Origin of the sequence: Gemmobacter nanjingensis, assembly GCF_014652195.1 — a bacterium.
Classification (GTDB): Bacteria; Pseudomonadota; Alphaproteobacteria; order Rhodobacterales; family Rhodobacteraceae; genus Gemmobacter; species Gemmobacter caeni.
Map to the genome: position 1 here is coordinate 328,480 of NZ_BMYI01000001.1, position 26,131 is coordinate 354,610.

Consider the following 26,131-nt stretch of genomic DNA (forward strand, 5'->3'; position numbering starts at 1 on the left):
GGAGAGTATATGGGTAACGATGTCTACACGCTCATCACCACGATGAAGAACGAAGGGGCTTTTCTCGTGGAATGGGTGGCGCATCACAAGGTGCTCGGGTTCGACAATCTGGTGATCTGTCACAACGATTGCGAGGACACGACGGCGCAGATGATCAAGCGCCTGTCGAAAATGGGCCTGTGCCAGGGTCATCCCACACGCTACCGGCCCGGCCAGTCGATCCAGCGCCGTGCCCTGCGTCAGGCGCTGCAATATGATGCTGTGAAGACCGCGGACTGGATCTATGTCTGCGACGCGGACGAGTTTCTGGCCTCGCGTATCGGAGACGGCTCTGCCCGCGATCTGGTGGCAGCGGCGACGCCCGAGGTGGAGGCGATCTGCGTGCCCTGGCGGACCTTTGGCACCGGCGGGCAGAAAGAGTTCAGGCCCGGCCGCATCACCCCGCAATTCACGCAGGCCAATGCGACGACCGGACCGAAGGCCATCGAATACGCCTTCCCGAAAACCCTGTTCCGGGGCGATGTGGTGCAGCACATGCGGCGGCTGGGCGTCCACACGCCGGTGGTGAAACACGATCTGGGCCGCGAACTGCGCCGTGAGGTTCCGGGCGGCATCCCGGTCGAGCAGGGCAAGTCGATCCTGCATGTGCAGGCCGATTACTCCAGGGCGCAGGTGAACCATTACCAGTTGCGCTCGATGGACAGTTTTCTGGTCAAATCGGCGCGCGGCAAGGTGAACCACGTCAATGACAAGATGGAATTCGGCTATTGGGTGCGCAATGACACCAACGAGGAAGCCTGCGACCTGATCCGCCGCTATGACGAGGCGGTGGAGAAGTGGATGGCCGATCTGCTGTCCGACCAGCGGCTCAACACGCTGCACAACCGGGCCGTCCGCTGGCACGAAAACAAGATCGCCGAACTGCACGCCGATCCCGACTTCGGCCAGATGATCGGCCGGATCGAAGGCCACCGCGCCCGCATGGCCGCCGGCGATGCGGCAGAGGTCGAGGGCAAGGCCTATGACGGCGACGCCGATGTCGGCGACGAGGACGAGGCTGACGCCGCCTGATGCGCGCGCTGGCCGTCACCTCGGTGAAGAACGAGGGCGCCTTCCTTCTGGAATGGCTCGCCCATCACCGGGCTGTGGGCTTCACCGACTTTCTGGTGTTTTCCAATGATTGCGAGGACGGCACGGATGCGATGCTCGACCGGCTGCACGCGCTGGGCTGGCTGACCCATGTGCGCAATCCCGGCCCCTGGGAGGAAGGCCCGCAATGGGCGGCGCTGAAAGCGGCGGATCGTCACCCGCTGAAGGCGCAGGCGGATTGGGTGATGTTTCTCGATGTCGATGAATTCGTGAACATCCACACGGGTGACCGCACCCTGTCTGCGCTGCTGGCGGCCCTGCCCGAGGCCACTGCGATCCCGCTCACCTGGCGGATGTTCGGCAATTGCGGCGTGATCGGACCGCTGGAGGGCCGGGTCACCGAAAGCTTTACCCACGCGGCACCTGCGGTGCTGCACTGGCCCTGGCGGGCCGCGATGTTCAAGACGCTGTTTCGCAACGACGGAACCTATCGCAAGATGGGGGTGCATCGCCCGCGCGCGCCGGATCGCGAGCGGCTGGCGTCGGCACGCTGGTTTGATGGCGCGGGACGGCCGCTGCCCCCGGCCTTTGCCACCGGGCGGGTCTTTTCCGACTTCGGACAGGACAATTACACCCTCGCGCAACTGAACCACTATGCCCTTGGAAGCATGGCAGATTATCTGGTGAAATGCGACCGGGGCCGCGCCAACCGCGCGGCAGAGCCGTTTGATATGGGCTACTGGATCGAACGGAATTTCTGCGCGGTCGAAGATCGGTCGGTCCTTGCCCTCGACAGCCGGGACCTGCGTGACACACTGCTGGGTGATGCCGTGCTGGCCGGTCTTGATGCGCAGGCGCGCGACTGGCGGCGCGGTCGTTTCATCACACTGATGGAACAGGAGCCGTGGCGGGCGCTGTTCGGACGGTTGCTGCTGGCCCCGCCCAGCCGGGTGCTGAGCCGTGCGGAAGCCATGCAGATCCTGCGCCATGCCCGCGCGGCGCCGGAGGTTGCGGGCGGATCTGAAAAACGGTCTGTTTCCACTTAGAGGCAAGATGTCACTTGGCTGCCCACTTGTCTGCCCGCTTTGGCCACGCGACATTGGCATAATAAGTGGAATGACCTGAATTCTTGTGATTGGACTCCATGGCTATGACAGTGACCGCGACAGACCGCAGTGCCCGTTACGACGCTTCGGCCGCGACCAGTCACGCCGCATGGATGGCGCGTCTGGAGGAAATCACCGAGGAAGAGGGCTATTTCGAACCGCTGGGCACCCGGCATTTCGCCTTCTTCGCCGATGAGGGGCCGACGCTGCTGGTCACGTTCGAGACGCTCGAATCGATCCGCGCGCGTCCCGAGCAGATGCCAGAGGGCTGTCAGGCGGTGGCGCGCAACGGCTGGTCGCATCTTTGTGTCATCGCCGACGGCGACACCTGGTATCGCGACCCGGCGGTCTGGCGCTATTTCGACCGGCTGGTCGACGACGCCTTCTTCGAGGATTTCGACCGCGTGGTGTTCTATGGCGCCGGGATGGGCGGCTACGCGGCCTGCGCCTTCTCGGTCTGTGCCCCCGGCGCAACCGTGCTGACGATCAACCCGCGCGCCACGCTGGACCCGTCCATCGCGCCCTGGGACCGCCGTGACCTGGCGAAGCGGCGGCTCGATTTCACCTCACGCTATGGCTATGCCCCCGACATGATCGAGGGCACCGGCGAGGTTTTCGTCATCCACGATCCGCACAGCCTTGAGGATTCGATGCATGCGGCGCTGTTCACCAAGCCTTTCGTGCAAAAGCTCCGCACGCCCTGGCTTGGGGATCGGGTGCAGGACAGCCTGATCACCACTGGCATCCTGCCCGGCCTGATCGACGCGGCGGGTGAAGGGCGGCTGACCCCGGCCCTGTTCGCCCGCGAATGGCGCAAGCGCCGCGAACACGGGCCGTATCTGAAGGCCCTGCTGCACCAGACCGAAACCCGTGGTCAGACCCGGCGGTCGCTGGCGATCTGCCGGTCTGTCGCAGAACGGATGAACGCCCCGCGCTTCCGGCGGCATGTCGCCACGCTGGAGGCCCGGCTGGCGGACGGGGCGGACTGACCGCCCCGGCGCGGTTCAGAGCGTTTCGGCCAGCGCCCGCAGATCGGCGCTGCGCTGTTCGGTCAGTCGCGCGCGGCAGGAATAGATGACCATTGGCTCCGCCGAGCCGCCGTGCATCGTATAGCCTTCGGCCGCGCAGGCGGCATCGCGAAACTCGATCCAGGCGCGCTGCGCCTGTTTCAGATATTCGGCCGCCCCGCGCTGATCTGCGGGCAGGCCGGCATCCAGCGCCTGCATCCGGGCGCGCGCCTCTTTATAGGCCGCATTCAACTCGGCATCGGCGCGGTTCCAGTCCTGTTCCGCGCAATAGGTCATTTCCATCTGGAAGGTCGGATTGGCACAATCGACTTCCTGCGCACTGGCGGGCACCGCCAGCAGCACCAGTAAAGCGGAGAGTTTCATGCTCATACGGCCTTTCCGTCATAGGCATAGGCACGCGCCGCAAGTTCACGCGGGTCCACCCCGTCCAGGCAATTGACATTCACCGCCACCATTTCCGCCCCGTCCGGGCCCTTGCCGGTCGAAAAGCTCTGGATGCCGCAGGTCTTGCAGAACAGGTGATGGATGACATGCTTGTTGAACTGGTATTCAGCCAGATTGTCGCCACCCCGCTCCAGCACGAAATTCGCAGCCGGGGCAAAGACCAGCACTGAACCCAGTTTCTGACACCGCGAGCAGTTGCAGGTCACCGGCTGGTCAAGGCTCGCCTCGACATGATACCGCACCGCGCCGCACTGGCAGCCCCCTTCGTAACGCATCGCAATCTCCTCATCCGCTGCTGCCCGACTCTAGGCCCGGCGGCGGCCCCGAATCCACTGGAAAATCGGCGCCGCTTGCGGTAGCGCGAAGACATGACCCAGAGCCTCACCCTCCGCCGCCCCGATGACTGGCACCTGCACCTGCGCGATGGCGCGATGCTGCAAGGCGTGCTGCCCGAAACCGCCCGCCATTTCGGCCGCGCGATCATCATGCCGAACCTCGTACCGCCGGTGGTAACCGGCGCGCAGGCCGCCGCCTACCGCGACCGGATCCTCGCCGCCCTGCCAGAAGGCGCCGCGTTCGAGCCGCTGATGACGCTCTACCTCACGGAAGACACCGAGGCCGCCGACGTGCGTGCGGCAGCGGCAAGCGGACTGGTGAAGGCGGTGAAGCTCTACCCCGCCGGGGCCACCACCAACAGCCATGGCGGCGTGCGCAACTTTAAGAATGTTCGCGCGGTGCTGGAAACCATGGCCGAGATCGGCCTGCCGCTTTGCGTCCATGGCGAGGTGACGACGGCAGAGGTCGACATCTTCGACCGCGAGGCGGTGTTCATCGACACGGTGCTGGACCCGCTGCGCCGTGCAACACCCGGTCTGCGCGTGGTGATGGAACATATCACCACCGAGGAAGGCGTGGCCTATGCCCGCGCGGGCGGCCCTGATCTGGGCGCGACCATCACCACCCATCACCTGATCATCAACCGCAACCACATCCTCGTGGGCGGGATCAAGCCGCATTACTACTGCCTGCCGGTGGCCAAGCGCGAAAAGCATCGGCTGGCGCTGCGTGCAGCAGCCACCAGTGGCGAGGGCTGCTTCTTCCTTGGCACCGACAGCGCGCCGCATGTCGATGCGCTGAAGGAACATGCCTGTGGCTGCGCCGGATGTTTTACGGCGACCAATACCATGTCGATCCTCGCCCATGTGTTCGAGGAAGAGGGTGCGCTGGACCGGCTGGAGGCTTTCACCTCGCGGAACGGCCCGGCCTTCTACCGCCTGCCGGTCAATCCGGGCACGATCCGGCTGGTGAAGCACGAAACCGCCCATGCCTATCCGTCGAAGATCATCACCGAGGCAGGGCCGGTCACGGTCTTCGATCCGGGCTTCCCGCTGTTCTGGGGTGTCGCCTGACGCAAGCCCGACAGGCGCCGGGCCGGGTTCGGCGCCTGTTTCCTGACGGCGCGCAGACCGACCGGCGGTCTTTTCTTTCGGCGCAGGCTCGGCTAAGCCGCAGCCACCCCGCCCTCCCGCCGAAAGGACCGCCATGATCCCCGCCGCCTTCCCCCCGAAAGAAGAAATCGCCCGCCTCACCGCCCGCGCCTTCCTGGAAATCGGCGCGGTGCATTTCAACGCACGCGAGCCTTTCACGCTGGCCTCCGGCCTGCCTTCGCCCACCTATATCGACTGTCGCAAACTGATCTCCTATTCGCGCATCCGGTCGATGCTGATGGATTTCATGGCCGTCACCGTGATGCGCGACGCCGGGTTCGAGGCTTTCGACAATGTGGCGGGTGGTGAAACCGCTGGCATCCCCTTTGCCGCGCTGGTGGCCGAACGTCTGGCGCTGCCGATGACCTATGTGCGGAAGAAGCCCAAGGGCTATGGCCGCAATGCCCGCATCGAGGGCGCGATGACCGAGGGCCAGCGCGTCCTGCTGGTCGAGGATCTGACCACCGATGGCGGATCGAAACTGTCCTTCGTCGATGCGATCCGCGAAACCGGCGCGACATGCGGCTGGACCTCGGTGATCTTCTACTACGGCATCTTCAGGGAAACCGAGGAGCGGCTGGCCGAACATGGCGTAAGGCTGAGCTATCTCTGCACCTGGTGGGACATGCTGGCCGAGGCGCGTGCGCAGGGCAGTTTCGACGCCGAGACGCTGGCCGGGGTGGAGGAGTTCCTCAACGATCCGCGCGCCTGGCAGGAAGCGCGCAAGGGCTGAGCCGCATCGGCGGAACCACGCCGAGGCGGGACCACCGCCTGTGGGCAGATCGGGGATAAAACCGGCGCCGAATCGCGCGGCTTGCGGTTTTTCCGCCCCTCGCACCGCATCATGTGGTAGGATCAGGCTGGCGCCCCACTAGGGGGCGTCGGCGGGCCGAATCCGTCCACAGGCTTATCCCGCCACTTATGCGCCTTGCCCCACGGCCTTCCGACAGGCTATCGCAGGGGCCGGGCGCGGGGACCGGGGCACGCGCCGCACAGAAGAAACGACAGGCCAGAGGGCCGGGGCACGGGGTTCATGAACGAGATCACGGCAGTCAAATCGGCCGAGACCGAAGACACGCTTCCGCACAACATCGAAGCCGAACAACAGCTTCTGGGCGCGATCCTGACCAACAACGATGTCTATGACCGCATCGCCAGTCTGGTGAAATCGGAACATTTCTATGATCCGGTCCATGCCCGCATCTTTGAAATCGCGGCTGCCCGCATCCAGAAAAATGCGCTGGCCTCGCCGGTGACGCTGAAAGCGTTTCTGGAAGATGATGCGGGTCTGAAGGAGTTGGGTGGCCCCGCCTATCTCGTGCGCCTTGCCGGTGCCGCGATCAGCGCCTTTGCCGCACGCGACTATGCGCAGATGATCTATGACCTTGCGGTGCGGCGCGAACTGATCGGTCTGGGCCGCGACATTTCCGCCAAGGCGGCCAAAGTCGATCTGTCCTCGGAACCGCGCGAACAGATCACCGAAGCGGAACAGCGGCTGTACAAGCTGGGCGAACAGGGTGTGGCCGAACGCGGCTTCCAGTCCTTCCTGAAGGCGGTGACCGAGGCGGTGAACAGCGCCAATGCCGCCTATCAGCGCGGCGGCGGTCTGGCGGGCATTTCCACCGGCCTGATCGACCTCGACAAGAAGCTGGGCGGCCTGCATGAAAGCGACCTGATCATCCTCGCCGGGCGCCCCTCGATGGGGAAAACCTCGCTGGCGACCAACATCGCCTTCAACGTGGCCAAAGCCTATCGCCGGGGCCGCAAGACCGATGGCCAGGAAGGCGCGGTTGACGGTGGCGTCGTGGGTTTCTTCAGCCTCGAGATGAGCGCCGAGCAGTTGGCTGCGCGGATTCTCTCGGAAGCCTCGGAAGTGCCGTCGGAAAAGATCCGCCGGGGCGACATGGAGGAATTCGAGTTCCGCAAATTCGTCGACGCCGCGAAAGAGCTGGAAGCCTGCCCCCTGTACATCGACGACACGCCCGCCCTGCCGATCAGCCAGGTCGCCGCCCGCGCCCGCCGCCTGAAGCGGACACACGGGCTGGATGTTCTGATGATCGACTACCTTCAGCTTCTGAAAGGCTCGTCCAAAGGCTCCGAGGCGAACCGGGTGCAGGAGGTCAGCGAGATCACGCAAGGTCTGAAGGCCATTGCGAAAGAGCTGAACATCCCGGTGATTGCCCTGTCACAGCTTTCGCGTCAGGTGGAAAGCCGCGAGGACAAGCGCCCGCAATTGAGCGACCTGCGCGAATCCGGCTCCATCGAACAGGATGCCGATGTGGTGATGTTCGTGTTCCGCGAGGAATATTATCGTGAACGCGAGAAGCCCGCAGATCACGAGCTTGAGAAGATGGCCGCCTGGCAGGACATGATGTCGAAATGTCATGGCAAGGCCGAGGTCATCATCGGCAAGCAGCGTCACGGGCCGATCGGCACGGTGGAACTGAGTTTCGAGGGCCGTTTTACCCGCTTCGGCAATCTGGAGAAGCACTGGGAGCCGCGTGGCGACGAGGGGTTCTGAGGCTCAGGCCCGCCGCCTTGCGCGGCCGCAGATTTCCTCAGGGAAATTTGCAAATCCGCTGGAACGGATCTGGTGCGCCGGGCGGCCGCCATTTCCCCTTGACCTTCCCGCCCGCCCTGTCAAAACCGCTTCATGGCTACCGCGACCCTGACCATTGACCTTGATGCCATCGCCGCCAACTGGCGCGCGCTGGACCGGATGAGTGACCCGACCACCCAGACTGCTGCGGTGGTGAAAGCCGATGCCTATGGGCTTGGCGCCAAACGCGTTGTGCGTGCGCTGGCCGAGGCCGGGGCGCGGCGCTTCTTCGTGGCGGTGGCCGAGGAAGGCGCCGCCGTGCGGCAGGCGCTTGGCCCCGGCCCGCAGATCTGTGTACTATCCGGCCATATGGCGGGCGACACCGAGATGGTGCATGACTTGGACCTGACGCCAATGCTCAATTCGGTGGAACAGATCACCCGGCATCTGGAAAGCCTGCCCGGCCATCCGTTCGGGGTGCAGCTCGATACCGGGATGAACCGTCTGGGGCTGGAAGCCCCGGAATGGGAGGCGGTGGCAGCGCTGGTGCTGGAACAGGGCCCGGAACTGGTGATGAGCCATCTGGCCTGCGCCGACGAGCCGGGCCATCCGCTGAACGAGGCGCAACTGGCCGAATTTCACGCCATGACCGACGGGATCGGCGTGCCACGCAGCCTTGCGGCGACCGGCGGCATCCTGCTGGGGGCGGATTACCATTTCGAACTGACCCGCCCCGGTGTGGGCCTCTATGGCGGGCGGCCGTGGGAAAGCGCGCAGCCTGTGGTGGCGCTGGCCCTGCCGGTCATCCAGATCCGCGAAGTCGCGGCGGGCGAGGTCGTGGGCTATTCCTGCGGCTATACTGCCGAGGAGCCGCGGCTGATCGCCACCGTTGCCGCTGGCTATGCCGACGGGCTGACCCGGCGCTACTCCAATGCTGCGACGCTGTGGGATGGTGAGGTGCCCTGCCCCATCGTCGGCCGTGTTTCGATGGACCTCATCACCGTCGATGTCAGCCATCTGCGCGACATCCCCCGCACGCTGGACCTGCTGGGACCGATGCAGGGGGTGGATGATCTGGCCGATATTGCCGGGACCATCGGCTATGAAGTGCTGACATCGCTCGGGCACCGCTATACCCGCCGCTACGCAACGACCACCACGCGGGGGCAGGTGTGAGCCTTCTGTCGCCGGTTGCCGCGCTGGGGCGCGTGACGCTGGGCCTGCTGGCGCATCTGGGCCGGGTGGCGATCTTTGCCGCGCAGGTGGTCAGCCACATCTTCCGCCCGCCATGGTATCCGCGCGAGTTCTTTCATGCGCTGATGCAGATCGGCTGGTTTTCCCTGCCCGTGGTCGGCCTGACCGCCCTTTTCACCGGCGGCGCGCTGGCCTTGCAGATCTATGCCGGGGGCGCGCGCTTCAGCGCCGAGGCGGTGGTGCCCGCCATCGTGGCCATCGGCATGGTGCGCGAGCTGGGGCCGGTGCTGGGCGGTCTGATGGTGGCGGCGCGCGTCGCCTCCTCCATCGCGGCGGAAATCGGCACGATGAAGGTGACGGAACAGATCGACGCGCTGGTCACCCTGTCCACCAACCCGCTGAAATACCTTGCCGTGCCGCGCGTCGTCGCGGCCACGCTGGCGGTGCCGGTGCTGGTGGGCGTGGGCGATGCCATCGGCATCATGGGCGGCTGGCTGGTCGGGGTGAACCGGCTGCATTTCAATTCGGCTGCCTATCTGAAGAACACCATGGATTTCCTTGAGGTCTGGGACGTGTCCTCGGGCCTGATCAAGGGCGCGGCCTTCGGGTTTCTGGTGGCGCTGATGGGCTGCTATCACGGCATGCATTCGGGTCGTGGCGCACAGGGTGTGGGGGCTGCGACCAAGGCCGCCGTGGTGTCTGCCTCGGTGCTGATCTTCGCGGCAAACTACCTGCTGACGGAGCTGTTCTTCTCATGATCGAGCTTTCCGGCGTCCACAAGACCTTCGGCAGCAACAAGGTGTTGCGCGGCGTGGATCTGACCATTGCCAGCGGCACCTCCATGGTCATCATCGGTGGCTCGGGCACCGGCAAGTCGGTGCTGCTGAAATGCATTCTCGGGCTGGTGACGCCGGATGCGGGGCAGATTACGCTGGACGGGCAGGATGTGACGCGGGGCGACCGCGATGCCTTTCTCGCGCGGTTCGGCATGTTGTTTCAGGGCGGCGCGCTGTTCGACAGCATGCGCATCTGGGAAAATGTCGCCTTCCGCCTGCTGCGCGGCACGCTGAAACGCTCCAAGACCGAGGCGCGCGAGATCGCCATTGAAAAGCTGCGCCGCGTCGGGCTTGGTCCGCATGTGGCCGACCTCTACCCCGCCGAGCTTTCGGGCGGCATGCAGAAGCGTGTCAGCCTTGCCCGCGCCATCGCAGCCGAGCCGGAGATTATCTTCTTCGACGAGCCAACCACCGGGCTGGACCCGATCATGTCGGGTGTCATCAATGATCTGATCCGCGAGATCGTGACCGAGATGGGTGCGACCGCCATGACGATCACACACGATATGTCTTCGGTCCGGGCCATCGCCGACAATGTGGCGATGCTGCATGGCGGCAAGGTGCGGTGGACCGGGCCGGTTTCGGAAATGGATGCGACGCCAGACCCTTACGTCCAGCAGTTCATCCATGGTCGCGCCGAAGGCCCCATCGAATCGCTGCGCTGAGCCAGCACTCCTCCGGCAAATTTCCCGCCCAGGTTGCGGCGCACGTTTCCGGCATGGAAACAATACATGCGATCCACTGGATTTTTCAGGCGTTTTCCGCAATCATGGCGAAAATGTGTTGCCTTTGAGGCATTGAGCGGAATTCTGGAACAAATTCGTTAACGGGGGTTTCGCATGTTCGACAGTCACGGTCCTCTGGTCCGGCAGGCCCAGGGCGTTGCGCAATCCCTCGCCTTCGGGGCCATCGTCTCGGTTACCGCTTTCCTCTGCCTCTCAAGCCTGCTGGCGGCGCTTGGACAGATGCCATGGCCGAGCATGACACTGGCATGGGGAGATGTGCCCCTGCCCGATGCCGGCATGTGGGTGCAACTGGCGCTGACCCTACTGATGCTCTGCATCTGCTTCTTCATCCCGGCCAATACCCGGATGCTGCGGCTGGAGAAGAGCCACCGCTCTTTCCAGATCGGGATGGAGGATGTGAAGCGCGCCTACAGCCTTGCCCATGCTGCCGACCGGACGGGCGTGTTCAGCCTGTCGAACGAGTTCGAATCCATGCGACAGCGGATGGAACTGCTGCGCAAGCACCCCGATCTGCGCCAAGTTGAACCCGAACTTCTGGAACTGGCGGCGCAGATGTCCTTCCAGTCGCGCGATCTGGCCCGCGCCTATTCCGACGACAAGGTGAACCGTGCCCGCGAATTCCTGAAGGCGCGGCAGTCCGATGCCGACCTGCTGTCCGAACGCATCAAGCTGGCGCGCATGACCTGCGATGAGCTGAAGCGCTGGCTGACCGATGTGGAGGCCGAGGAACGCCGCAACCATACCCAGATTCGCCGGCTGGAGGCCGATCTGCGCGAGGTGCTGCCCTCTCTCGGCTATGATTTCGACGAACCGCGCGAGGCGAATGTGGTGCCGCTGGCGCTGCACAACGGCAAGACCGACGGGCCGAAGAGCGACGGGCTGCACTGACCGCATCTTGCGGCGGGTTGCATTTGCCCCCATGGTCGCGGCCATGTCGCGCGCCCTCAACCTTGCCCTTGCCCTGCTGTTTCCGGTGTCGTGGTTCGCGCCCCTTCTGCGGGCCGGCCTGTTGCCGGTCTTCGGCCTTTCGGAAATCTCGGTCATTTCCGGCCTGCAATCGCTGTGGAAAAGCGATGCGGTTCTGGCACTTGTGGTCACTTTCTGTGCGGTCTTCGCGCCCATGATGAAGGTTCTCGGGCGGGCCCTTCGCGATTTCGGCCTGCTGGACGTGCGCGCCGAACCGGCACTGGCCGTGCTGGGAAAGCTGGCCATGGCCGATGTGTTCCTGATCGCGCTTTATGTCGTGATCGTGAAGGGCGTAGGGCTTGCCACCGTCGAGGTGGCATGGGGACTTTATCTGTTCACCGCCCTCATCCTGATCTCGCTGTTTCTACGGAGCCCGAAATGACCCGTCCCCCGCTGTCGCTGCTTGATCTGACCCGTGTGCGCGAGGATCAGGGGCCTGCACAGGCATTGCGCAATGCGGCGGGAATCGCGGCGCATGTCGAGTCGCTCGGGTTTGATCGTTATTGGGTGGCAGAGCACCACAATATGGTCGGCGTCGCCTCGGCTGCGACCCCTGTGGTTATCGCCCATGTCGGCGCCGCGACCTCGCGCATCCGCATTGGGGCCGGGGGCGTCATGCTGCCCAATCACGCGCCCTATGTGGTGGCCGAACAATTCGGCACGCTGGCGCAGCTGTTCCCCGGCCGGATCGACCTTGGCCTTGGCCGCGCGCCGGGCACCGATGGCGCGACGCTGATCCGCGCGCTGCGCCGCGACCCGCACGGGGCCGATCATTTCCCGCAGGATGTGGTGGAGCTGATGGGCTGGTTCGCCGCCGAAAACAACCTGGGCATCACCGCCGTGCCCGCCGCGGGGACCGAAGTGCAGACCATCATCCTCGGCTCGTCGCATTTCGGCGCCATGCTGGCCGCCGAACTCGGCCTGCCCTATGCTTTCGCCTCGCATTTCGCCCCCGCCGCGCTGCACGAGGCGCTGCATCTTTACCGCGCGCATTTCAAACCCTCGGACCGGCTGAAGACGCCGCACGCCATCGTTGCTGCCAATGTGGTCTGTGCGGAAACCGAAACCGAGGCGCGGCATCTGTTCACCACGATGCAGAAGGGCTTTCTGGGCCTGATCCGCAACAACCGCCGCTATCAGATGCCGCCCGGCGATCTGGACTGGACGCCGCGCGAAGAGGCGCATGTGGCGGCCATGCTCAGCAGCCATGCCGTCGGCACGCCGGATCAGGTGCGCGCGGGGCTGGAGGGGATCGTGGCCGCCACGCAGGCGGATGAGCTGATCCTCGTCACCGACACCTGGGATTTCGAGACGCGCAAGCGCTCGCTGACCCTGACCGCCGAGGCGTGGTTCTGATGGCGAAGGCAACGGTCAGCTACGTCTGTTCCGCCTGCGGGGCGGCCTATACCAAATGGGCGGGCAAATGCGACGCCTGCGGGGCGTGGAACTCCATCGCCGAGGAAGCGGCCCTCTCCGCCGGGCCAAAACCCACGGCGCGCGGCCGCACCATCCCCCTGACCGATCTGGCGACCGAGGAGGCCCCGCCGCCCCGCGCCCAAAGCGGCATTGGCGAGCTGGATCGCGTGCTGGGCGGCGGCCTTGTCCCCGCCTCGGCCATTCTGGTCGGTGGCGATCCGGGCATCGGCAAATCGACACTGCTTCTGCAAGCCGCCGCCAGTTTCGCCCGCAAGGGTCTGAAATGCCTGTATATCTCAGGCGAGGAAGCGGCGGCGCAGGTGCGCATGCGGGCGCAACGCCTTGGCCTGCAACAGGCGCCTGTCGGCCTTGGTGCCGAAACCAACCTGCGCGACATCCTGACCACGCTGGATACCGAACGCCCTGCACTGGCGATCATCGATTCGATCCAGACCATGTGGCTCGATAATGTCGAAAGCGCCCCCGGATCTGTCAGCCAGGTCCGTGCCGCCGCGCATGAGTTGGTAAACTTCGCCAAACGCCGCGGCACGGCGGTGGTGATCGTGGGCCATGTGACGAAGGAAGGCGCCATCGCCGGTCCCCGTGTGCTGGAACACATGGTCGACACCGTGCTTTACTTCGAGGGCGAGCGCGGCCACCAGTTCCGCATCCTGCGCGCGGTGAAGAACCGCTTTGGTCCCGCCGATGAAATTGGTGTGTTCGAAATGGCAGGCGACGGGCTGACCGAGGTGCTGAACCCCTCGGCCCTGTTCCTGTCAGACCGCGAGGCCGCCACCCCCGGTTCCGCCGTTTTCGCCGGGATCGAGGGCACACGCCCGGTGCTGACCGAAATTCAGGCACTGGTCGCGCCCTCCAACCTCGGCACGCCGCGCCGCACGGTGGTCGGGCTTGATTCGGGGCGGCTTTCCACGATCCTCGCGGTGCTGGAGGCGCGCTGCGGCATCCCCTTCGCCGGGCTGGATGTGTTTCTCAACGTCGCGGGCGGCATGCGCGTCACAGAACCCGCCGCCGATATGGCCGTGGCCGCAGCGCTTCTGAGCGCGCGCGAGGATGTGGCAATTCCGCCCGACATGGTGCTTTTCGGGGAAATCTCGCTGTCAGGTGCCCTGCGCCCGGTGGGCCAGACCGAAAACAGGTTGAAAGAAGCGGCGAAACTTGGTTTTTCACAGGCGACACTGCCCGCCCGGTCGAAATCCGGGCAGGCCGAGGGAATGCGCCTGCGCGAGATGGCCGATCTGACGGCGCTTGTCGGCGAAATGTTCGGGGCGGGATAAGCCCCGAGGGGAGACGGGAATGGAAGGTTTCACCATCATTGACGGCGTGGTGGCCGGGGTCATCGTGCTGTCGGCGATCCTCGCCTATTCGCGCGGCCTGATCCGCGAGGCCATGGCCATCCTTGGCTGGATTGGCGCGGCGCTGCTGGCCTATCTGTTTGCCGCCGAGGCACAACCGCTGGTCAAGGAACTGCCGGTCGTCGGCCAGATGCTGGCGGACAGCTGCGAACTTTCGGTCATCGCCGCCTTCGCCGCCGTCTTCGCCGTGGGCCTTGTGGTCGCCGCAATCTTCACGCCGCTGCTGTCGGGCTGGGTGAACCAGACGATGCTGGGCGGCCTTGACCAGGGACTCGGTTTCCTGTTCGGCGTGGTGCGGGGTGTCGTGCTGGTCGCCATCGCCTTCATCGTCTACGACCGCGCGGTGGCCTCCAATTCCATCCCCATGGTCGACAACTCGCGCTCGGCCAAGGTCTTTGCCTCGTTCCAGGGCAATATCGACGATCAGATCCCCTCGGACGCGCCGGGCTGGATCGTCAGCAAATACGAAGGGCTGGTGAGTATCTGTGCGGCACCGGCGGAACCCGCCGCGCCAGAGGCCCCGGCGACGAACAACTGAATGTGTAAGGGGCGTGACACTCACGCCCCTTCGCATTACATGGGGCGCGAAAGCCCCCCTCGGATTCGGAGAGCCACCATGCGCGCCATCCCCGGCACCCCTTTCGACCCCGTCGAGGACGGCGACAAGCTCAAGGAAGAATGCGGCGTCTTCGGTGTGACCGGCGTCAGCGATGCCGCGAATTTCGTGGCGCTCGGCCTGCATGCCCTGCAACATCGCGGGCAGGAGGCCGGTGGCATCGTCACCTATGACCCGGAACAGGGCTTCAACTCGGCCCGTCGCTTCGGCTATGTGCGCGATAACTTCACCCGCGCAGATGTCATGGCCACCCTGCCCGGCGCCATAGGCATCGGCCATGTGCGCTATTCCACCGCCGGGTCGAAAGGCGCGACCGCGATCCGCGATGTGCAGCCCTTCTTTGGCGAATTTTCCATGGGCGGCGCGGCCATCGCGCATAACGGCAACCTGACCAATGCCGCGCAGCTTCGCAAGGAACTGATCGAGCGCGGCTCGATCTTCCAGTCTTCCTCGGACAGCGAATGCATCATTCACCTGATGGCGCGCTCGATCCAGAAGAACATCGCCGAACGCATCAAGGATGCGCTGCGCCGGGTGGAAGGCGCCTTCTCGGTGGTCGCCATGACGCGGACCAAGCTGATCGGGGTGCGCGACCCGCATGGCGTGCGCCCGCTGGTGCTGGGCCGGATCGGGGACAGCGGCTGGGCCCTCTCGTCCGAAACCTGCGCGCTTGACATCATCGGCGCCGAATTCGTGCGCGAGATCGAGCCGGGTGAGATGGTGGTGATCGAGGGCAACAAGGTCGAAAGCACCCGCCCCTTCAATCAGGCCCCCTCGCGCTTCTGCATCTTCGAACAGGTGTATTTCTCGCGCCCCGATTCGATCCTGCAAGGCCGCTCGGTTTATGAAACCCGCCGCCAGATCGGCGTGGAGCTGGCCAAGGAAGCCCCGGTCGAGGCCGATCTGGTCTGCCCGGTCCCGGACAGCGGCACCCCCGCCGCCATCGGCTATTCGCAGCAATCCGGCATCCCCTACGCCATGGGGATCATCCGCAACCAATATATGGGCCGCACTTTCATCGAACCGACCGACGCGATCCGCAACATGGGTGTGCGGCTGAAGCTGAACGTGAACCGCGCCCTGATCCGGGGCAAGCGGGTGATCCTTGTGGACGATTCGGTGGTGCGCGGCACCACGTCGCGCAAGATCAAGGACATGATCCTCGACGCAGGCGCCGCCGAGGTGCATTTCCGCATCGCCTCGCCGCCGACCGCCTGGCCGTGCTTCTACGGTGTCGACACGCCCGAGCGTTCGAAGCTCCTTGCCGCCACCATGACGGAAGACGAGATGCGCGACTGGATCGGCGTCGACAGCCTGAAGTTCATCTCGCTCGACGGGCTTTATCGCGCGGCGGGCGAGGCCGCGGGCCGCGATCCGAAATCGCCGAAATTCTGTGACGCCTGCTTCTCGGGCGAATATCCCATCGCACCCTCGGACAAGATCGCCGAAGGCTTCGAGATGAAGGCCGCCGAATAGGCCCTGCGCGGCCGCGTCGCAGCCGCCGCTCTTGTCCTTTCATCTTGGCTCAAATATCCCACGGGGGTCCGGGGGTGTGAAACCCCCGGGGGCAAACGCATTCCCCCGGCTGGAGGTCATCCCGATGAGCCAACGCATCGCAATCGTCACCGGCGCCTCGCGCGGCCTCGGCGCCGCCATCGCCGAGGAACTGGCCTGCCGGGGCTGGCATGTCGTCGCCGTGGCCCGCACCACCGGCGGGCTGGAAGAGGTGGATGACCGGGTGAAGGCCAACCGCCAGCCCGGCGCGGGCGAACTGACCCTCGCCCCCATGGACATCACCAATGACGACGCCATGGCCCATCTCTGCCGCGCGGTCTATGACCGCTGGGGCCATGCCGATCTCTGGGTCCATACCGCCATCCATGCGGCCCCGCTGGCCCCGGCGAACTTCCTTGATGTGAAGGACTGGGACAAATCCATCGCCACCAATGTGCGGGCAACCGGCGTTCTGATTCCGATGATGGAGCCGCTGCTGCGCGGCTCCGACCGGGCAACGGCGCTGTTCCTTGACGATCCGCATGGCGGCGAGATGTATTACGGCGCTTATGGTGCCACCAAGGCAGCGCAGATCGCGCTGGCGCAGTCCTGGCAGGCCGAGGCCGCCAAGGTCGGGCCGCGCGTGCTGATCGAAACGCCCGCACCGATGGCCACCGCCACCCGCGCGCGTTTCCACCCCGGCGAGGACCGCGGCCCGCTGGCCGATGTGCGGGCCGAGGCGGCGCGTCTGGTCGCGCTGATCTGACCGTAGTGCCTTCGGAAACCGCAGAGCGGGGGCTGTCTGCCCCCGTCGCCTGCGGCGACTCCCCCGAGGATATTTTCAGACAGAAAATGCCTATTCCAGCCGAGCCGGGAAGCCTTCGGCGCGCAGGCCGGTGCCCAGCAGATCTTCCAGCAGCTTGACGATCTGCGACGATTGCGCGCTGCCGCCATAGGCGGCCTTGCCCTTCAGGAAGGTCTGGTTCACCAGCGAGGCCAGATCCAGCGGCACGCCAAATTCGCGGCCGAAGCCCATGGCAAAGCCCAGATCCTTCAGCGCCAGATCCATGGTGAAGGCGATGTCATAGCTGCCGTTCAGGATCAGCTGGCCCTCGGTCTCATGCACGAAACTGTTGCCGGATGAGGCCCGGATCGCCTCCCACGCGGTTTTCAGGTCCAGCCCGCCGCGTTTGGCCAGCATCAGCGCCTCGCCATCGGCGACCAGATGGATGAAAGCCAGCATATTGGTGATGACCTTGATCACCGCCGCGCTGCCCAGCGGCCCCATGTGGAAATGCTGCCCGCCGATGGCATCGAGCGCGGGCTTGTGCGTCTCGTAAAGCGCAGGCTCGCCCCCCACCAGAACCGTGATCTGGCCGCGCGCTGCCAGATGCACGCCGCCGGTGACCGGCGCCTCCAGCATGGCGACGCCCTGGTCCGCCGCCAGCTGGCCCAGCCGCAGCACATCGTCGCGGCCGAGCGTGGAATTCTCGATCCAGTGCGCGCCGGGCTTCATCACGGGCAGGATCTGCGCCAGCACGGTCTCGCTGATCTGCGGCGAGGGCAGGCAGGTGAAAACGTGATCCACCTCTGCCGCCAGTTCCGCCGCCGAGGTGGCCACCCGCGCGCCCATCGCGCGGTGGCGTTCGGACAGCGCCGGGTTACGGTCGTAGACCGTCACATCGAAGCCCGCGCCGATCAGGCTGGCCGCAAGATGCCCGCCCAGATTGCCCAGTCCGACATAACCGTAGCGCATCATGCCTCTCCATATCCGACCAGCGCCTTGACCTCGCAGAAGTCATGGATGCCCCAGCCCGCATATTCGCGGCCATTGCCCGATTGCTTGTAGCCGCCGAAGGGGGCGAAGGTGTCCCAGTCGGGGTAATTGAGGCTCACCTGCCCTGCCCGCAGCCGACGCCCAACGGCGCGCGCCTCGGCCTCGGGCCCCTGCACATAGGCGGCAAGGCCATAGGGCGTGTCATTGGCCATGGCGACGGCCTCATCGACCGTATCATAGGGCAGAATGGCCAGCACCGGGCCAAAGATCTCCTCGCGCGCGATGGTCATGTCATTGGTGACATTGCCAAAGATCGTCGGCCGGGCAAACCAGCCGCGATTGACACCCTCGGGCCGCCCCGGCCCGCCGCAGACCAGGGTGGCGCCTTCGGCGATGCCCTTTTCGATCAGCGCCTGCACCTTGTCGAATTGCATACGGCTGACCAGCGGCCCCATCGTGGTGGCACTCTCGCGCGGGTCGCCGACGACAACGGCCGCCGCCGCCCCCGCCGCGATCTCCAGCGCCGCGTCATGCTGCACGCGCGGCACGAACATCCGGGTCGGTGCGTCGCAGCTTTGTCCGGTATTGCCAAAGCAGCCCTCGACCCCACCGCTGACCGCCGCCGCCAGATCGGCGCCGGGCAGGATGATATTGGCCGATTTGCCGCCGAGTTCCTGCGCCACGCGTTTCACCGTGGGCGCCGCCGCCGCCGCGACAGCCGTGCCCGCGCGCGTGGACCCCGTGAAGCTGACCATATCCACCTCGGGGTGGCTGCTCATCCGCGCACCGACCACCGGGCCGTTGCCGTTCACCATGTTGAACACGCCCTTCGGCACGCCCGCCTCGTGGCAAACCTCGGCAAACAGCGTGCCAGACAGCGGTGCGATTTCCGAGGGCTTCAGCACCATGGTGCAACCGGCGATCAGCGCGGGCGCCACCTTGCAGGCGATCTGGTTCATCGGCCAGTTCCACGGCGTGATCAGCGCGCAGACCCCGATGCCTTCGTAAATGATCCGCGTATTGCCGCGCGAATATTCCCAGACCATTTCCTCGGCGGCGGTAATGGTGCTTTCGATATGCACCTGCCCCGCCCAGGCCTGCGCGCCGCGCGCCCATTCGATCGGCGCGCCCATCTCAAGGCTCATCGCCTGCGCGAAATCCTCGTAGCGGCTGTTGTAGACCTCCAGCACGCGGCGAACCAAAGCAATACGATCCGCCAGCGGCGTGGCGGTATAGCTGTCGAAAGCTGCGCGCGCGGCCAGAATGGCACGGTCGGCATCCGCCTCGGAGCCCAGCGCCACCTCGGCCACGATCTCTTCGGTCGCCGGGTTTTCCACCCCGATACGCTCGCCCCCCAGAGGGTCGACCCATGCACCGTCGATATAGAATTTCAGCAGGTTCGCAGGGATCATGGCATCACCGGAAATGGATGTTGAAACGAGCGCGGATGGCGGCATCAACCTCTGGGGCGATCTGGCAACCGGCCTTGGCGAGGATGTCATTCTTGCGCGCAATCGCCCGGTCGAGCAACACCGGCTTGCCTGCCTCGTTCCATTCCTTCGGAGACATGCGATTGCCGACGACCGGATAGACATATTCTGTCTGCATCAGACTCAGCGTCTGGCCAGAGCCGAGGTAATGCCCCGGCCCGCCCAGACAGGCCTCTTTCATCGCGTCGATCGAGGTGGAATCCTCGGTCACGTCGATGCCGCGCACCAGCCGCATGACCTGCCCCAGAATGTCATCCCCCATGATCAGGCTTTCCAGACAGAAGCCCAGCAGCGAGGCATGCATCCCGACCGATTCGTAGCACATGTTCAGCCCGGACAGGCCCGCCAGCGTATTGGTGATGCCCTGTTCCCATCCCGCCTGCATGTCGGGTAGCTTGCTGTCGGTGATGCCCGAGGCGGCACCGCCGGGAAGGTTGTAGAAGCGGTGCATCTGCGCGCAGCCCGCTGTCAGCAGCGCCTGTTCTGCGCTACCGCCCGACATGGCGCCGGTGCGCAGATCGCTGACAAAGGGCCAGGTGCCGAAGATCGCGGGCGCGCCCTTCTGGATGGCGTTGACATAGACCACCCCGGCCAGACATTCCGCCATGGCCTGCACGATGGCCAGCGCGATGGGGGCGGGCGCTGTCGCCCCGGCCTGCCCGGCAGACAGCAGCAGGACCGGCATCCCCCGCCGCACGCAATCCTCCATCACCATGCAGCTTTCTTCGGCGAATTTCATCGGCGGTACGACAAAGCAATTGGAATTGCTGACAAAAGGCCGCGCGCGCCACGCCTCCTCGCCGCCTGCCACCATATGCAGCAGGTCGAAACAGCCCGCCACATGGCTCGGGTCGCTGAACGAGGTGCCGACATGCTTGCGCGTACCCGCAAGACAGCCATAGAGCGTGTTCACATCCATGTCGAAATTGTCCACCACATCGCGGCAGACCATGGTGCGCTGGTAGAAATGGATGTTGTCGAGGTTCTGTACCAGCCGCGCGGCATCATACAGATCCTGCGCCGTCGACTCGCGATAGTCCAAAGTCACCGGATCGACGATATGCACCGCCGCCCCCGCCGTGCCGAAATGCACGTTGGAGCCGCTCAGATGCAGGTCGTATTTCTCATCCCGGCCATACAGCGTCAGGTCGCGCGCGGCGACCGCCAGCATATCCTCGACCAGCGCGCGCGGGAAACGGATGCGCCCGTCATCGCCCAGCACCGCCCCGGCCCCGGTCAGGATCTCGACCCCGCTGGCGGGCGCATTGGCCAGCCCGATGACCTCCAGCGCCTCCAGCGCCTGCGCATGGATCTTCGCAACCCCTGCCTCGCTCAGCGGCCTGTAACGCCCGCCGGGCATCCCCGCCCGCACCGGCCGCAGCGCCTCGGCCAGCGGCGCCGCCCGCACCGCCACCCGCGCCGCCCGCCCACCTGACCGCCGCGCCCGCGACGGTTCGCAAACTTCGCCCGGTTCACTCATCGCACGCTCCTGCCCTGCCTTCATCTTGGCAAAAATATCCTCGGGGGGTCCGGGGGCAGACAGCCCCCGGCTTTTGTTCCGTCCGGCGGGGTAAAAAGCCCTCCGGTTTCTGTCCGTCCCTACATCCGCACCCGCGCGGCCTTCGGATCATACATCGGCACCAGCGAGGCCTCGGCCGCATGCCGCACCCCCGCCACCTCGATCTCGTAGCGCGAGGCCAGAACCTCCGCCTCGCTCTCGCCCGCGCAGGGCACATAGCCCATGCCGATGGCCCCACCGAGCGCATGGCCATAGTTGCCGCTGGTCACCGGCCCGACGATCCGGCCATCCCGCACGATGGCTTCGTTATGGAACAGCAACGGTTCGGGGTCTTTCAGGCGAAACTGAACCATGCGGCGCGAAAGACCGGCCTGTTCTTTCCGCAGCACCGCCTCGCGCCCGATGAAACCGGGTTTCGAGGTCCGCACTGCAAAGCCAAGGCCCGCTTCCAACACATGATCCTCGTCGGTGATATCGTGGCCGAAGTGGCGGAACGCCTTTTCGATGCGGCAACTGTCGAGCGTATGCAGGCCACACAGCTTCATCTCCGGCGCGGCTTCCTCCAGCGCCTCGAAGACATGCGCGGCCTGATCGGTCGGCACATAGATCTCCCAGCCCAGTTCGCCCACATAAGTCACCCGATGCGCGCGGGCGAGGCCCATGCCGATCTCGATTTCGCGCGCAGTGCCGAAGGGATGCGCGGCGTTGGAAAAATCGTTCGGGCTGACCCGCTCCATCACCGCCCGCGCTTGCGGCCCCATCAGGCAGAGCACCGCCTCACCCGCCGTCACATCGGTGATGACCGCGAAATCCTCGCCCAGATGCCGCCGCAGCCAGGCCAGATCGCGTTGCAGCGTCGCCCCCGGCACCACCAGCAGGAAGACGGTTTCCGAAAGCCGCGTCACCGTCAGGTCGCTTTCGATGCCGCCGCGTTCATTCAGCATCTGGGTATAGACGATCCGCCCCGGCGCCACGTCGATCTGATTGGCGCAGACCCGGTTGAGGAAAGCCGCCGCATCACGCCCCTCGACCCGGATCTTGCCGAAGCTCGTCATGTCGAAAAGGCCGACGCCGGTCCGCACCGCCATATGTTCGGTGCGCTGGTTGTCAAACCAGTTCTGCCGCTTCCACGAATAGCGGTAGTCCCGTTCCTGCCCCTCAGCCGCGAACCAGTTCGCCCGCTCCCATCCCGCGACCTCGCCAAAGACCGCGCCGCGCGCCTTCAGGTGCTCGTGCAGCGGTGATCGCCGCACCCCGCGCGCGGTGGCCATCTGGCGATAGGGGAAGTGATCGGCGTAAAGCAGGCCCAGCGTCTCGCTCACCCGCTCTTTCAGATAGCGGCGGTTCTTCTGGAACGGCTGGGCGCGGCGGATGTCCACCTCCCACAGGTCAAACGGCGCCTCGCCCTCGGTGATCCAATGCGCCAGCGCCATGCCCGCCCCACCGGAGGAGGCGATGCCGACCGAGTTATAGCCCGCCGCAATCCAGTAGCCGCCCAGTTCCGGCGCCTCCCCCAGATAATAGCGGTCATCGGGGGTAAAGCTTTCCGGCCCGTTGAAGAAGGTATGGATGCCCGCCGTTTCAAACAGCGGCATACGATTGGTCGCCATCTCAAGGATCGGCGCGAAATGGTCCCAGTCCTCTGGCAGGGTGTCAAATTCGAAATCCTCGCGGATGCCGCCCATGCCCCAGGGTTTCGCCTTCGGCTCAAACGCGCCGACCATCATCTTGCCCGCATCGGATTTGTAATAGGCGCATTCGTCCGGCACCCGCAGCACCGGCAGATGGCCGAGGCCGTCAATGCCTTCCGTCACCAGATAGAAATGCTCGCAGGCATGCAGGGGCAGCGTGACACCGCTGGAGGCCGCCAGATCACGCCCCCACATGCCGCTGCAGTTGATGACGACATCGGCAGCGATATGACCCTGCGCCTCGCCCCGTTGCCAGGACACGCCGGTCACGCGACGGCGGCCATTCTCGGCCGCCTCGGTCACGCCGGTAACCTTGACGTTCTCGGCAATCGTCGCGCCCTGCATCCGCGCGCCTTTGGCCAGCGCCATGGCAATATTGGCCGGGTCGCATTGCCCGTCCAGCGGCAGATGCACCGCCCCCACCACGCCATCGGTGTTCAGATGCGGATACATGGCCTTGACCTCGGCGGGCGAAATCTCGTGCACCGCCACGTCGAAGATGCGCGCCACCGTGGCCTGACGCAACAACTCCTCATGCCGTTCCTTCGTCAGCGCGACCGAGATCGAGCCGACCTGCCGCATCCCCGTTTCCACCCCGGTTTCCTGCGCCAGCCGGACGTAAAGATCGGCCGAATATTTCGCCAGCCGCGTCATGTTGGCGGAACCGCGCAACTGCCCGATCAACCCTGCCGCATGCCATGTGGTGCCTGAAGTCAGCCGCTTGCGCTCCAGCAGCACGATGTCGCGCCACCCGGCCTTCGCCAGATGATAGGCGACCGAACAACCCGAGACCCCGCCCCCGATGATCACCGCCCGCGCCTTTTGCGGAAGTTCCGTCATGTCACCGCTCCTGCGCCCGCCACCTGCGGGCAAAAGTTTTCCGAAAACTTTTGCAAATTTCTTTGCAAGAAATTTGCGTCACGCCCGGATCCGCGCATTTGCCGGATCCCAGAGCGGTTCATCCTTCTGCACCCGCGCTTTCAGCTTCTCGCCGAAGATTTCCACCTCGACATCGGTGCCCGGCAGCGCCAGATCGGCGCGGATCATGCCCAGCCCGATGCAGGCGCCGACGCGGTGACCCCAGTAGCCACTGGTCAGTTCGCCGACCACCTGACCCTCATGCCAGATCGTCGACATATAGGGCGGGTCGAAATCGCCGGTCTCGATCACCAGCGTGGCAAACCGCTTGCTGACCCCCGCCTGCTTTTCCGCCTCCAGAGCCGTCTTGCCCCTGAACGCAGGTTTCGACCAGTCGATGAAGCGCTCCAGCCCGCCTTGCAGCAGGGTGTAATCGGTCGAAAGATCGCCTTTCCAGGCACGATAGCCCTTTTCCACCCGCAGGCTGTTGAGCGCAAACATGCCAAAGGGTTTCAGCCCATGCCCTTGGCCGGCGGCCATGACAGCCTCCCAGATGCGCGGCGTATCGGTGTTGCGGGAATGGATTTCCCAGCCAAGCTCGCCGGCGAAGCTCACCCGCATCAGCAGGCACTCCGCCCCGGCGATCCCCGCCTTCTGCCAGGTCAGCCAAGGGCGCGAGAGATCGGCATCGGCCACTTCGGCAAGGATGGCGCGCGCATTCGGCCCGGTCAGGATCTGCGTCGCCCAATCGGCGCTTTCATCGGTCAGGCGCAGCCCCGGTTCGAGATGGCGTTCCAGCCATTCGCGATCATGCGCCTGCGCCGTGGCGGCGGTGATGAGCCAAAGCTCGTCTTCCGCCAGCCGCGCCACTGACATCTCGGTCACGATGCGGCCCTTGTCATCGGCGAAATAGGCCAGCCCCAGCCGACCGACCGACGGCACCTTGCCGCTGATCTGCCGTGCGAGCCACTCCGCCGCGCCCGGCCCGGTCAGCCGGAAGCGCGAGAAGCCCGGCAGGTCGAGTATCCCCGCCGCGTCGCGCACCGCCGCGCATTCCTCGGCCACCGCGCCGAACCAGGGGCCCTCGCGACGCCAGGTCTGGGTGCCTGCTTCGGATATGTCATCGCCCGGCCGCGCATACCACAGCGCACGTTCCCAGCCGTTATAGGCGCCATACTGCGCGCCCAGCGCCATGGTCTGAGCATGCACCGGGCTGAGGCGGCGGTCGCGCGCCGCAGGCCAGGCATGATGCGGGAAGTGGATGGCATATTCGTGGCCGTAAACATCCATCCCTTTCTGCACGCAATAGTCGCGGTCCTCCCAGCCGGTGAAGCGGCGCGGGTCGCAGGACCACATGTCCCATTCGGTCGCGCCCTCGGTCACCCATTCCGCCAGCACCTTGCCCGCGCCGCCGGCCTGACAGATGCCGAAGGTGAAAACGCAGGCCTCAAAGGCATTGGGCACCCCCGGCATCGGCCCGATCAGCGGATTTCCGTCCGGCGTGTAAGGGATCGGCCCGTTGATCACCTTGGTCAGCGCCGCCTTTTCCAGCAGGGGCACCCGCGCCATGGCATCGGCGATATACCATTCCAGCCGCTCCAGATCGTCGGGGAAAAGCTGGAAGCTGAAATCCTCGGGGAAGGGATCGTCCTTCGTCACCCAATGCGCCTTGCAGTTCCGCTCATAGGGGCCAAGGTTGAAGCCGTATTTTTCCTGCCGCAGGTAATAGCTGCTGTCCACGTCGCGCAGCAGCGGCAGCTTGTGGCCCACCTCTTTCGACCAGCTTTCGATCTCGGGGATGGTGTCGAACAGCATATACTGATGGCTCATCACCATCATCGGCACGTCGCGGCCAAACCATTTGCCGACCTCGCGGGCATAGTAACCCGCAGCATTCACCACGAATTCACAGCGGATCTCGCCCTTCGGCGTTGAAACCACCCAGTCGCCGCCCTCGCGCCGCACGCCGGTCGCCGGGCAGAAGCGCTCGATCCGCGCACCCATCGACCGCGCGCCCTTGGCCAAAGCCTGCGTCAGCTGCGCCGGGTCGATGTCGCCGTCATAGGGATCGTAGAGCGCCCCGGTCAGGTCATGCGTTTCAAGGAAGGGATAGCGCGTGCGGATCTCGTCAGGCGACAGGATATCAAGGTCCATCCCCTGATAGCGCCCCATGCCGACGACGCGCTTGAACTCTTGCAACCGTTCCGCCGTATGCGCCAGCCGGACCGAGCCGGTGACATGGTAGTTCATCGGGTAACCGATCTCGGCCCCAAGGCCGCGATAGAGTTGCGCCGAATAGCGCTGCATGTTCATGATCGACCAGCTTGAGGAAAAGGTCGGCACGTTGCCCGCCGCATGCCAGGTGGACCCGGCGGTCAGCTCGTTCTTCTCCAGCAGCACGCAATCGCTCCATCCCGCCTTCGCAAGATGGTAAAGCGCCGAGGCCCCGACCGCCCCCCCCC

General features: G+C 65.3%; 23 protein-coding genes. 16 read left to right on the forward strand and 7 right to left on the reverse strand.

The genetic code is table 11. The features are described 5' to 3' along the window. Positions 1–9: 9 nt before the first annotated feature. The 3 genes from IE126_RS01685 to IE126_RS01695 all read left to right on the forward strand — a co-directional run bounded on the left by IE126_RS01685 (position 10) and on the right by IE126_RS01695 (position 3,184). Positions 10–1,071 (forward strand): glycosyltransferase family 2 protein, encoded by a 1,062-nt coding sequence (locus tag IE126_RS01685; protein WP_054303218.1) that lies wholly within the window; start codon positions 10–12, stop codon positions 1,069–1,071. After that, positions 1,071–2,135, forward strand: coding sequence for a glycosyltransferase family 2 protein (locus tag IE126_RS01690; protein WP_189380016.1), 1,065 nt, complete (start codon positions 1,071–1,073; stop codon positions 2,133–2,135). The genes IE126_RS01685 and IE126_RS01690 overlap by 1 nt, the downstream gene beginning before the upstream one ends. Before the next feature lie 98 nt (positions 2,136–2,233). Then, a complete protein-coding gene (locus IE126_RS01695; RefSeq protein WP_229825170.1) occupies positions 2,234–3,184 on the forward strand; it encodes a phosphoadenosine phosphosulfate reductase in 951 nt (316 codons plus the stop codon). A 15-nt stretch (positions 3,185–3,199) separates the two neighbouring features. Here IE126_RS01695 and IE126_RS01700 read toward each other — a convergent pair whose 3' ends face one another. Both IE126_RS01700 and IE126_RS01705 read right to left on the reverse strand, forming a co-directional pair. Then, positions 3,200–3,592 carry a lysozyme inhibitor LprI family protein gene (locus IE126_RS01700; protein ID WP_054303220.1) on the reverse strand — a complete coding sequence of 131 codons (393 nt, stop codon included), beginning with the start codon at positions 3,590–3,592 and terminating at the stop codon, positions 3,200–3,202. Continuing rightward, positions 3,589–3,942, reverse strand: coding sequence for a GFA family protein (locus tag IE126_RS01705; RefSeq protein WP_054303221.1), 354 nt, complete (start codon positions 3,940–3,942; stop codon positions 3,589–3,591). Before IE126_RS01705 ends, IE126_RS01700 begins: the two co-directional genes overlap by 4 nt. A gap of 93 nt (positions 3,943–4,035) precedes the next feature. Here IE126_RS01705 and pyrC point away from each other — a divergent pair, with 93 nt between their 5' ends. From pyrC to IE126_RS01770, 13 genes are all read left to right on the forward strand, one after another. After that, complete coding sequence (gene pyrC / locus IE126_RS01710) at positions 4,036–5,076, forward strand: dihydroorotase (protein WP_189380017.1); 1,041 nt, start codon at positions 4,036–4,038, stop codon at positions 5,074–5,076. Between the two features lie 133 nt (positions 5,077–5,209). Next, complete coding sequence (locus IE126_RS01715) at positions 5,210–5,887, forward strand: orotate phosphoribosyltransferase (protein WP_189380018.1); 678 nt, start codon at positions 5,210–5,212, stop codon at positions 5,885–5,887. A gap of 300 nt (positions 5,888–6,187) precedes the next feature. Then, positions 6,188–7,675, forward strand: a complete 1,488-nt coding sequence (locus IE126_RS01720) for a replicative DNA helicase (protein WP_054303224.1) — start codon at positions 6,188–6,190, stop codon at positions 7,673–7,675. Positions 7,676–7,807: 132 nt separating this feature from the next. Next, the gene (alr, locus tag IE126_RS01725; protein WP_189380019.1) at positions 7,808–8,869 is read left to right on the forward strand and encodes an alanine racemase; all 1,062 of its coding nucleotides are present in this window, start codon (positions 7,808–7,810) and stop codon (positions 8,867–8,869) included. 5 nt (positions 8,870–8,874) lie between these two features. After that, positions 8,875–9,645 (forward strand): MlaE family ABC transporter permease, encoded by a 771-nt coding sequence (locus IE126_RS01730; protein ID WP_407645595.1) that lies wholly within the window; start codon positions 8,875–8,877, stop codon positions 9,643–9,645. Continuing rightward, complete coding sequence (locus tag IE126_RS01735; protein ID WP_054303227.1) at positions 9,642–10,388, forward strand: ABC transporter ATP-binding protein; 747 nt, start codon at positions 9,642–9,644, stop codon at positions 10,386–10,388. Before IE126_RS01730 ends, IE126_RS01735 begins: the two co-directional genes overlap by 4 nt. A 174-nt stretch (positions 10,389–10,562) precedes the next feature. Next, entirely contained in the window at positions 10,563–11,357 is a 795-nt protein-coding gene (locus IE126_RS01740; RefSeq protein ID WP_189380020.1) for a DNA repair protein, read from the forward strand. A gap of 43 nt (positions 11,358–11,400) precedes the next feature. Then, entirely contained in the window at positions 11,401–11,817 is a 417-nt protein-coding gene (locus tag IE126_RS01745; RefSeq protein ID WP_054303266.1) for a paraquat-inducible protein A, read from the forward strand. Continuing rightward, a complete protein-coding gene (locus tag IE126_RS01750) occupies positions 11,814–12,791 on the forward strand; it encodes an LLM class flavin-dependent oxidoreductase (protein ID WP_189380021.1) in 978 nt (325 codons plus the stop codon). The genes IE126_RS01745 and IE126_RS01750 overlap by 4 nt, the downstream gene beginning before the upstream one ends. Then, a complete protein-coding gene (gene radA, locus IE126_RS01755) occupies positions 12,791–14,146 on the forward strand; it encodes a DNA repair protein RadA (protein ID WP_054303230.1) in 1,356 nt (451 codons plus the stop codon). Before IE126_RS01750 ends, radA begins: the two co-directional genes overlap by 1 nt. Positions 14,147–14,165: 19 nt before the next feature. Continuing rightward, positions 14,166–14,762 (forward strand): CvpA family protein, encoded by a 597-nt coding sequence (locus tag IE126_RS01760; RefSeq protein WP_054303231.1) that lies wholly within the window; start codon positions 14,166–14,168, stop codon positions 14,760–14,762. Between the two features lie 78 nt (positions 14,763–14,840). Continuing rightward, positions 14,841–16,316: an amidophosphoribosyltransferase gene (purF, locus tag IE126_RS01765; RefSeq protein ID WP_054303232.1), complete on the forward strand. Its 1,476-nt coding sequence runs from the start codon at positions 14,841–14,843 to the stop codon at positions 16,314–16,316. A gap of 124 nt (positions 16,317–16,440) precedes the next feature. Beyond that, positions 16,441–17,100, forward strand: a complete 660-nt coding sequence (locus IE126_RS01770; protein ID WP_229825171.1) for an SDR family NAD(P)-dependent oxidoreductase — start codon at positions 16,441–16,443, stop codon at positions 17,098–17,100. Positions 17,101–17,190: 90 nt separating this feature from the next. On the opposite strand, the gene IE126_RS01775 is transcribed toward IE126_RS01770, so the two are convergent. The 5 genes from IE126_RS01775 to IE126_RS01795 form a co-directional block, all read right to left on the reverse strand. Then, on the reverse strand, positions 17,191–18,093 hold the full coding sequence (locus IE126_RS01775) for an NAD(P)-dependent oxidoreductase (protein ID WP_229825172.1): 903 nt from the start codon (positions 18,091–18,093) through the stop codon (positions 17,191–17,193). Further along, positions 18,090–19,523, reverse strand: coding sequence for an aldehyde dehydrogenase family protein (locus IE126_RS01780; RefSeq protein ID WP_189380023.1), 1,434 nt, complete (start codon positions 19,521–19,523; stop codon positions 18,090–18,092). Before IE126_RS01780 ends, IE126_RS01775 begins: the two co-directional genes overlap by 4 nt. A 4-nt stretch (positions 19,524–19,527) precedes the next feature. After that, positions 19,528–21,081 carry a trimethylamine methyltransferase family protein gene (locus IE126_RS01785; protein ID WP_189380024.1) on the reverse strand — a complete coding sequence of 518 codons (1,554 nt, stop codon included), beginning with the start codon at positions 21,079–21,081 and terminating at the stop codon, positions 19,528–19,530. Between the two features lie 119 nt (positions 21,082–21,200). Next, positions 21,201–23,651 carry a GcvT family protein gene (locus IE126_RS01790; protein ID WP_189380025.1) on the reverse strand — a complete coding sequence of 817 codons (2,451 nt, stop codon included), beginning with the start codon at positions 23,649–23,651 and terminating at the stop codon, positions 21,201–21,203. A gap of 78 nt (positions 23,652–23,729) precedes the next feature. Then, the coding region (locus IE126_RS01795; protein WP_189380026.1) for a GcvT family protein at positions 23,730–26,131 on the reverse strand (2,402 nt) is incomplete at its 5' end.